This window comes from Shewanella oncorhynchi, assembly GCF_012584455.1.
Lineage (GTDB): Bacteria > Pseudomonadota > Gammaproteobacteria > Enterobacterales > Shewanellaceae > Shewanella > Shewanella oncorhynchi.
Genome location: NZ_JABAEB010000003.1, coordinates 272628 through 282120 on the forward strand (window position 1 = coordinate 272628; position 9493 = coordinate 282120).

Genomic DNA, 9493 nt, shown 5'->3' on the forward strand with positions numbered 1-9493 from the left:
TTGCCGATAAAGCCATGTAACCGATTAAACATGAGTAAAGGCTATGTGGCGAAAACTGATATTAGTATCAATTTTATGCGTTCCAGCAACTGCAATGGCAGAGTTGCGCCATTATGTCGCCTCTTTAAGCGATTCCCAGTGGCGAGTGAGTGAAAATACTCCCATCGTCTGTCGCCTTGAGCATGATATTCCTTCTTACGGTAAAGCAATTTTTACCAGTGAAGCGGGTAAACAGCAGAATATGACTTTTACTTTAGATATGTGGGTAAAACCTGATCAAGTGACGCAGGCGAAATTAATTAGCCGCGCGCCACAGTGGCGTCCTGGTGTGGTATCAAAAGAGATCACTTCATTACATTATCAAAAGTACTTTAACGGGGAAGTGCCTAAGCGCGCAGCTTGGTCTATGTTGGCAGAGTTGAGTCGCGGTATGGAACCAACTTTTTACTATGCTGATTGGTATAATGAGTCGAATAAGATAGCTGTGGGTTTGTCTTCAGCTAATTTTGGCCGTAAATATACTGAGTTTAAAGCTTGTCTAGCGCATTTATTGCCCTATAGCTTTGAAGATATTGCTTTTACTGTATTAAATTACGATGAAGGCGGTACCGATTTAACTCGTTTCTCCCAGCAACAACTGTCTCGGGTGCAAGAATATTTAGCCTATGATCCCTTGGTAGAGTTAGTGCTGGTGGATGCGTATACCGACAGTTATGGTGGCCGTTCAGTAAACCAGAAAGTGTCGGATACACGAGCTGCGTCGGTAAAAGAGTTCTTTGTTGCCAGTGGTATTCCTCAAGATCGTATTGTCACATTCGGGCATGGTGAGCGTCGTCACGTGGCTTCCAATGATGATATGGATGAAAGGGCGCGTAACCGTCGTGTTGTTATACGGATCAGTAAACCTTTGTAGTGTTTGTTTTACCTAGGTTTTAAGTATTTTTCAATGCCAAGTTTATGACTTGGCATTGTCGTTTTTAAAAGAAGGAGAGTTCAGGCAGTATGCCACTTTAATCGAATGATTCGCTCAATTTGCGCGTATGGGTAAAAATAATGAGATTTTTTAATTTGTAGATATGACATATCCACCTCAACAAGTACTGCAGAAAGCGAGAGTGGGATAAGTACGAGTAATATAGATGAAGTATAAAACTTGGCCGTTGCAATAATCAGGATAGTGTTTGAAATGCTAAAAAAAAAGCCCGCTTAAACTAAGCGGGCCGCAAAAATAATGCATTTGCAATCAACAAATTGAAGGAAGGAAGTCAAGCATAAGAACCAGAAAAGAAACTGAAGTGTTGGGAACACACCAGTTTAAAAGTTCTTTGTTTTCGATATCTGCAAGCAGTTATCTCCTGAAAACAAGCACATTCTATTGGGAAACCCGTTGTAAAACAAACGAGAAAAATTGCCCGTAAACATTAGTAATTCTAATGACTGTAAAGGTGATTTATATCACTTAAGTCACTATTTACCTTGATTAATAACTTATAACTCACTATTAATGCATAATAATACACTTCAATAAGCTTATCCTTGCTGCTATTTTGTTAAATTCACGATACAGCTTAAAAAACTTCATATTAAGTTACGCCATTGCCATGATTTTTTTTGCTTGTATAGTACTTGCTGAAAAGGCCTTAAGCCCGAAACCATAAGAAGGACGACAACACGATGGCATTAAGATTTCGCCTTGCAAAGCAAGGTTTGTTAGTGGCCACATTGGGGATGGCACTCGGTGCCTGCCAAAGTGGTAATGCACCTGAGCAAAATTCGACTGAGCAGGCAAGTGCAACTAAACTCGTTTACCCTGTTACTGAAAAAGATGACCTCGTCGAAACCATTCATGGTGTCGCAGTGGCCGACCCTTATCGTCATCTGGAGGCCAATACGCCTGAAACTGAAGAGTGGGTAAAAGAACAACAAGACTTTGGTCAAGCCTACCTCGCTAAGATCCCCAATAAACAAGCTGTGGTCGAACGTATTACAGAACTTTGGAATTACGAAAAAGTCTCTGCCCCGTTTGAAAACGGCGACAACCAATTTTACTACCGCAATGATGGCCTACAGGCACAATCGGTTTTGTATGTTAAAGGTTTAGATGGTGTTGAAAAGCCTGTTCTTGACCCAAATAAACTGTCTGCGGATGGCACTGTTGCCTTATCCGGCGTGGCAGTGAGTAATGACGGTAAAATTTTAGCTTATGGTGTTTCAAATTCTGGCTCAGATTGGCAGCAATGGCAGTTCGTTGATATCGCAACCGGTAAGAAACTGGCCGATGAACTGAAATGGATTAAATTTTCTAGCGCAGTGTGGGATAAAGAAAATCAAGGTGTGTTCTACGCCCGTTATGATGCCCCAGCAGGGGGGGATGTCTTAGCTGACGTTAATTTTAACCAAAAAGTGTATTACCACAAATTAGGCACAGACCAACATCAAGATCTATTGATTTATGAGCGTCCACAGAATAAAGATTGGGGCTTTGGCATTGATGTCTCTGAGAAAGGTGAATACTTATTACTGTCGATTTCTCAAGGTACGGATAAGCGTAATCGTTTCTTCTATAAATCGTTATTTGAGCCTAAATCCCAAGTGGTGGAATTGATCCTCAAGTTAGAAGCTGAATATGAGTTTCTCGGTAATGATGGTTCAGTGTTTTATTTCAAAACCGACTTAGAGGCGCCTAATGGTAAAGTGATTGCGATTGACACCCGCAATAGTGATAAATCGCAATGGCAAACGATTATTCCTGAGTCTAAAGATCCGATTAATAATGTCGCCATTATTAATGACCATTTAGTGGTGAGTTATTTACATGATGTGTTAGGTCAATTATCGATTTACAGTATGGGTGGTCAGAAGCGTCAAGATGTGGCATTGCCTGGTCTTGGCAATGTGGCAGGGCCTTTTGGTAAAGCCAGCAAAGATTATTTCTATTATGTGTTTAATAGTTATATTCAGCCTGAAACCACCTATAAGTTTGATTTTAAAACTGGTGGTTCAACTGTCATTGCTAAACCCAAAGTCTCGTTTAATCCCGATGACTATGTTTCTGAGCAAGTTTTCTATAGCAGCAAAGACGGTACGCGTGTGCCTATGATGCTCTCCTATAAAAAGGGCTTAGTGAAAAACGGTCAAAATCCGACATTACTTTATGCCTATGGTGGTTTTGCCATTTCGATGACACCACGTTTTAGCCCTGCCAATATCGCTTGGTTAGACATGGGCGGCATTTATGCTGTGCCGAGTTTACGTGGCGGCGCTGAGTATGGCGAAAGCTGGCATCAAGCGGGGATGTTCGACAAAAAGCAAAATGTGTTTGATGACTATTTTGCTGCTGCGGAATATCTGGTAAGCGAAAAATACACCAACAGCTCTAAACTCGGTGCCTATGGCCGCAGTAATGGTGGTCTGTTGATGGGCGCTGCTGTGACTCAACGTCCTGAACTTTTTGCTGCCGTATTACCTGCCGTGGGCGTCTTGGATATGCTGCGTTTTCACAAGTTCACTATTGGTTGGGCTTGGACGAGTGAATACGGTAGTGCCGATAAAGCAGAGCAATTCCCTGCGCTATTGGCTTATTCGCCCTATCACAATGTAAAAGCGCAAGCTTATCCTGCGACTATGGTAATGACTGCGGATCATGATGATCGTGTTGTGCCATTACACAGTTTCAAGTTTGCGGCCATGCTGCAGGAGAAACAGCAGGGCAATAAACCCGTCATTATGCGTATCGAGTCAAATGCTGGTCATGGAGCGGGTAAGCCCACGGCGATGAAGATCGACGAATTTGCCGACATCTACAGTTTCTTGTGGCAGAGTTTTGGCTTAACCTTGCCACAAGCTATCGCAAAATAACTAACTATGTTAATAAAATGGGGTCGTTTGACCCCATTCTCTTTTACAATTGCCCCTATTCATCTGAAACCCGCGCTATTCCTATCTATATCTTCATCGGGTCATTCACAAGTCTTGTTTCCCTAGGTATAGTAAGCGTCAATTTTTCAACCAAAATTTGCTTATTTTCAAATGATGTTTCATTGGCCAATTTCAGTCTATTACGAAGACACCGACGCTGGTGGCGTTGTCTATCATTCGAACTACCTCAACTTTTTTGAGCGCGCGCGAACCGAGTGGCTAAAAGCCCTTGGCGTGAGTCAGACTGCGTTATTAGCCGACGACACCGCTTTTGTCGTAAAGCGTGCGGAACTCGATTTTCGCAAAGCAGCACGTTTTGAACAGAACCTTATTGTTGAAACTAAGGTCATAGAGTTGAAAAAGGCCTCGTTGATCTTTCATCAACGCTTGGTCGATAAACAGGGAGACTGTTATTGTGAAGGCACAGTGCTGGTTGTTTGTGTTGCGCTATCACGTATGCGTCCCCGAGCTATTCCCTTAAATATTGTGCAGGAGTTTGACAGTGCAAGCTGATATGTCGATTGTTGGGTTATTTTTACAAGCCAGTTTATTAGTGAAATTTGTTATGTTCACTTTACTTTGCTTGTCGGTGATGTCTTGGACGGTGATTTTACAACGCCGTAGCTTACTGACATCCGCAAAAAGTAAATCGGCGAAGTTTGAAGACAAATTTTGGTCAGGTGTTGATTTAAACCGTTTGTATAAAGAATTATCATCTCGTCCAGATAATAGCGGTTTAGAGTCATTATTTGTGACTGGCTTTAAGGAATATTCACGCCTGAATAAATTAAATAGCAAAGTGCCCGATGCCGTCATGGATGGTACATCGCGAGCTATGCGTGTGACCTTGTCTCGCGAAATGGAAAAGTTAGAAGCTAACTTACCGTTATTAGCAACGATTGGTTCGACTAGCCCTTATATCGGTTTATTTGGTACGGTATGGGGGATCATGAATTCTTTTATCGCTATTGGTTCGATGGAAAACGCCACCTTAGCTATGGTTGCCCCCGGTATTGCTGAAGCCTTGATTGCAACGGCTATGGGTTTATTTGCTGCAATTCCAGCGGTAATTGCGTACAACCGTTTCTCGACTCAAGTCGATAAATTAGAAATGGCTTACGCAAACTTTATGGAAGAGTTCTCCAGCATTTTGCATCGCCAAGCATACAGTGAGAAGGAAGGGGCATAATGCAACCAGCTTATCAGCGCAAACGTCGTCGCCCCGTGGCTGAAATCAACGTGGTGCCTTATATCGACGTCATGCTCGTGCTGTTAATTATTTTTATGGTAACAGCACCCATAGTGACCCAAGGGGTCAAAGTTGAGCTGCCTCAAGGGGCGGCAGAAGTGTTACCCAATGACAGTAAGCCGCCCATTGTTGCTTCAATCGATGGTGATGGTGATTACTTCCTCAATAAAGGCGGTTCAACGAATGTGCCTATGGATTTGGAAGAATTGGCAACGGAAGTGGCTGCACTTATCGTGACTGAACCTGAGCGTCCTGTTGTGGTTAAAGCCGATAGAAATATTCCTTACGATAAAGTGATTCAGTTGATGGTGACACTGCAGCAAGCTGGCGTGCCATCAGTCGGTTTGATGACGGATTCACCCAAGGAGAAATAGGTGGCAGATAAGTCAGATGTAACATTACCTCTGTCAATTTCAGCGGGTATTCATATTGGCGTGATAATTATTCTGGCGTTAGGAATAGATTTTTCTCACAAACCTGAGCCTATGCAACAAGTTAGCGCACCAGCAATCAAAGCGGTTATGGTTGATCAGCAAAAAGTGGCTAATCAAGTTGAGAAACTTAAGCAAGAAAAGCGTGATGCCGAACGCCGTGAGCAAGAACGTCAAGCCGAGCTTGAACGCAAAGCTCAAGAAGCGAAACAGGCACGCGAGCGCGAACAAGCTCAGATTAAACAGCTAGAGCAAGAACGTAAGCAGCAGGAAATTGAGATTCAAAAAGCCAATGAAGCGACCAAATTAGCCCAGGTGAAACAGCAGCAGGAAAAGGAAAAGGCGGTCAAAGCCGAAGCCGACCGTAAGCTGAAAGAGCTGGAGCGTAAGGTTGCTGAAGACGCCGCACAAAAAGCCGCTGAAAAACGCAAGGTTGAAGAAGCTGCTGCAGTGAAAGCTGAAACTGACCGTAAGCAAAAAGCAGATGCGGAAGCTAAAGCGGAGGCAGATGCTAAAGCTAAAGCGGATGCCAAAGCTAAAGCGGATGCCAAAGCTAAAGCGGATGCCAAAGCTAAAGCGGATGCCAAAGCTAAAGCGGATGCTAAAGCTAAAGCAGATGCTAAAGCCCTTGCCGATCAAGAGCAGGAAATGGCTGATGCATTAGCGGCTGAGCAAGCGGCGCTGTCGCAAACCATGAATAAGCAGATGCAGAGTGAAGTCGGTAAGTATCAGGCAATGATAAAATCAACTATTCAACGTAATTTGGTAGTGGATGAATCTATGCGTGGAAAGACTTGTACTGTCTCTGTGCGTTTAGCGAATGATGGGTTTGTGATCAGCAGCCAAACAAAAGGTGGTGATCCCAACGTTTGTCGTGCAGCAAAAGCGGCGATTTTGAAAGCGGGCAAACTGCCTGTCTCTCCGGATCCTGCGGTTTATAACTTGATGAAAGAAATTAACTTAATCGTTGAACCAACGTTTAATTAAAGGAGCACCATGAAAATATTGGCAAAATGGTTAGCACTGGCAGTTCTGCTGTGCACCACCCCCGCGAAAGCGGCATTGGATATTGTGATTACAGAAGGTGTTGACGCAGCGCGTCCCATCGCTGTGATGCCTTTTGTATGGCAAGGTCCTGGCGCACCGCCACAAGCGATTGCTGATGTGGTGATGTCTGACTTAGCTCGTAGCGGTACCTTTAAACCTTTAGACGAGCTCGGACTACCTCAGCGTAATATTGGTGCTTTGGCTCAGTTTCAACCTAGTTCATGGTCTAGCGTTGGCGCAGAAGCTGTGGTGTTAGGTACTGTGAAACCTTACGGAACCGATCAGTATTTGGTGAGCTTTGATTTAATCGATTTAGTTAAAGCACAAAACCAAGCATTGAAAGGCTCAGTGAGCGCTACAGAATTTTTGATGGACAGTCGCCAAACTGTGATTTCAGCAGCGCAATTTCGTCAATATGGTCATAGAATTAGCGATATCGTCTATGAAAAGTTAACCGGTATTCGCGGTGCATTCTTAACGCGGATCTCCTACGTCGTGGTTAATCATACTCAAAAAGCCCCTTATCAGTTGATGGTTGCTGACTATGATGGTTTTAACGAGCAAATGTTACTGCGCTCACCTGAGCCATTAATGTCACCCACTTGGTCGCCTGATGGGCGTCGTTTGGCGTATGTTAGCTTTGAAAATAAAAAAGCAGAGATTTTCGTACAAGACCTTTATACCCAAGTGCGCACTAAAGTGAGCTCTTTCCCTGGTATTAACGGTGCGCCGGCTTTCTCTCCTGATGGCAAATCTTTGGCTGTGACGCTGTCTAAGGATGGTCAGCCTGAGATCTATGTTATCGATATTGCGACAAAAGCGATTAAGCGTATTACCAATCACTATGCTATCGATACTGAACCATCATGGTATCCTGATGGGAAGTCGTTGATTTTCACCTCTGAACGTGGTGGTAGACCGCAAATTTATCGCGTAGAGTTAAGTTCAGGTAAAGTGAGTCGTGAAACATTTGAAGGTGAATGGAACCTTGGTGGTTCAATTACGCCAGATGGACGTAGTATGATTTTTGTTAACCGTACTAACGGTAAGTTTAATATTGCGCGTATGGATTTAAATACGCGTTTTATGCAGGTGCTAACCTCTACACGCTTGGATGAATCCCCAAGTGTGGCGCCTAATGGTACTATGGTCATATATGGCACTACACACCAAGGTAAGCAAGTATTAGCAGCTGTTTCTACGGATGGACGCTTTAAAGCGAGATTACCCGTGGGTCAAGGCGAGGTGAAATCACCTTCTTGGTCTCCGTTTCTCTAATGTTATACCTTGATTTAATCACATTTAATTTTATAAGGAATACGTAATGGATCTGAATAAGTTGTTAAAAGCTATGTTGGTAGCACTTCCAATTATGGCTATTAGTGCATGTAGCTCAACTTCAGAATCAGAAACTGATGCAATGGGCTCAACAAACGGTTCAGGTAGCGAACTGAATGGTGGCATTCAAACTGGTGGTGTGGGTGGTATGTTGTCATCTGAAGAGCAGCAACGTCAGCAGTTAGAAGAGTTGAGAAAAGAGCACATCATTTACTTCGATTTCGACCGCAGTGAAGTTCAAACTGAATTCGCCGCTGTATTAGAAGCTCATGGTACTTACTTAGTTGAGCACCCAAGTGTGCGCGTACTGATTGAAGGTCATGCGGACGAGCGTGGCACTCCTGAGTACAACATTGCTCTGGGCGAACGTCGTGCTAAAGCCGTTGCTAAATACCTACAAGGTATGGGCGTACAGCCAAGCCAAATGAGCGTAGTCAGCTATGGCGAAGAAAAACCACTTGATTTTTCTCGCACTGATGAAGGTTTTGGCAAAAACCGTCGTGCAGTTTTAGTTTACTAAGATTGAATCTCGGAGAGTAACACAATGAAACGTGCCGTCTTAATTACGGCAATGTTCCTTGGTGCGGGCGCTGCAGTTGCAGCGCCTGCTCCTGTGGAAGATATTGCTGGTGGTTCGGGTGATGACAGACTTGCTCGTATCGAACGTATTGTAAAATCGAGACAACAAAGTGAGCTCGAGATGCAACGTCGTCTTGATACACTGCAGCAGGAAGTTCTCGATTTACGCGGTTTAACCGAACAACAGAATTATCAGATTGAGCAGATGCAAGAGCGTCAGCGTCAGTTATATGATGAGCTTGCTAATTTATCCTCAAAGGCATCTGCCGCACCTGCAGCTGCAGCGACATCAATCCCCTCTGTGGTATCGACCAATGCTGCCGCAAGTAGTTTAAGTGAAACTGCAAGTTATGAAAATGCCGTTAACTTAGTCTTAAAAGAGCGTAAGTATGACGATGCCATTCCTGCCTTCCGTGCTTTTATCAAACAATATCCAGACTCTGTGTATGCTGCGAATGCGAACTATTGGTTAGGACAGCTATTATTTAATAAGAGCGAATTTGCAGAAGCCAAACAAGCCTTCAAAACTGTGGTTGATCGTTTTAGTGATTCTAATAAACGTGGCGATAGTTTAGTGAAGCTTGGCATGATCGCCGAGAAAACCGGTGATAAAGCTGGTGCGATGCAATACTACCAACAAGTTGTCAAAGATTACGCAAATAGCGCCGCAGCACGCATTGCACAGCAGCAATTGGCTGCAATTAAAGCGTAATTAACTAAAAAACATACTCTTAGTCTGTTTTTCATGCAAACGACAAAAAATTGGGAATTTGCGCTTGCATGAGAAGATGAAAAAGGTATTATAGGCGCCCTCAGAGCGGCGAGGTCGTTCGGGGCGTGAAATACCAGTAAATGGGTCGTTAGCTCAGTCGGTAGAGCAGTTGGCTTTTAACCAATTGGTCGAAGGTTCGAATCCTTCACGACCCACCAC

At 43.7% G+C, this 9493-nt stretch carries 9 protein-coding genes and 1 tRNA gene; all 10 read left to right on the forward strand.

The window, feature by feature from the left end:
- Positions 1–43 precede the first annotated feature (43 nt).
- The 10 genes from motY (at position 44) to HGO26_RS05890 (ending at position 9492) form a co-directional block, all read left to right on the forward strand.
- Positions 44–913 carry a flagellar protein MotY gene (motY, locus tag HGO26_RS05845; protein ID WP_113938782.1) on the forward strand — a complete coding sequence of 290 codons (870 nt, stop codon included), beginning with the start codon at positions 44–46 and terminating at the stop codon, positions 911–913.
- A gap of 761 nt (positions 914–1674) precedes the next feature.
- On the forward strand, positions 1675–3858 hold the full coding sequence (locus HGO26_RS05850; protein ID WP_168823900.1) for a prolyl oligopeptidase family serine peptidase: 2184 nt from the start codon (positions 1675–1677) through the stop codon (positions 3856–3858).
- A gap of 171 nt (positions 3859–4029) precedes the next feature.
- The gene (gene ybgC, locus HGO26_RS05855; protein ID WP_006081251.1) at positions 4030–4431 is read left to right on the forward strand and encodes a tol-pal system-associated acyl-CoA thioesterase; all 402 of its coding nucleotides are present in this window, start codon (positions 4030–4032) and stop codon (positions 4429–4431) included.
- Complete coding sequence (gene tolQ / locus HGO26_RS05860) at positions 4421–5107, forward strand: protein TolQ (protein ID WP_028760350.1); 687 nt, start codon at positions 4421–4423, stop codon at positions 5105–5107. Before ybgC ends, tolQ begins: the two co-directional genes overlap by 11 nt.
- Positions 5107–5541, forward strand: coding sequence for a protein TolR (gene tolR, locus HGO26_RS05865; RefSeq protein WP_113938780.1), 435 nt, complete (start codon positions 5107–5109; stop codon positions 5539–5541). The genes tolQ and tolR overlap by 1 nt, the downstream gene beginning before the upstream one ends.
- The gene (gene tolA / locus HGO26_RS05870) at positions 5542–6585 is read left to right on the forward strand and encodes a cell envelope integrity protein TolA (protein WP_168823902.1); all 1044 of its coding nucleotides are present in this window, start codon (positions 5542–5544) and stop codon (positions 6583–6585) included.
- Positions 6586–6594: 9 nt separating this feature from the next.
- Complete coding sequence (tolB, locus tag HGO26_RS05875) at positions 6595–7923, forward strand: Tol-Pal system beta propeller repeat protein TolB (RefSeq protein ID WP_028760347.1); 1329 nt, start codon at positions 6595–6597, stop codon at positions 7921–7923.
- A 46-nt stretch (positions 7924–7969) separates the two neighbouring features.
- A complete protein-coding gene (gene pal / locus HGO26_RS05880; RefSeq protein ID WP_113938779.1) occupies positions 7970–8503 on the forward strand; it encodes a peptidoglycan-associated lipoprotein Pal in 534 nt (177 codons plus the stop codon).
- Between the two features lie 24 nt (positions 8504–8527).
- Positions 8528–9274 carry a tol-pal system protein YbgF gene (gene ybgF / locus HGO26_RS05885; protein ID WP_028760345.1) on the forward strand — a complete coding sequence of 249 codons (747 nt, stop codon included), beginning with the start codon at positions 8528–8530 and terminating at the stop codon, positions 9272–9274.
- A 142-nt stretch (positions 9275–9416) separates the two neighbouring features.
- Positions 9417–9492, forward strand: a tRNA-Lys gene (locus tag HGO26_RS05890).
- Position 9493: the final 1 nt, after the last annotated feature.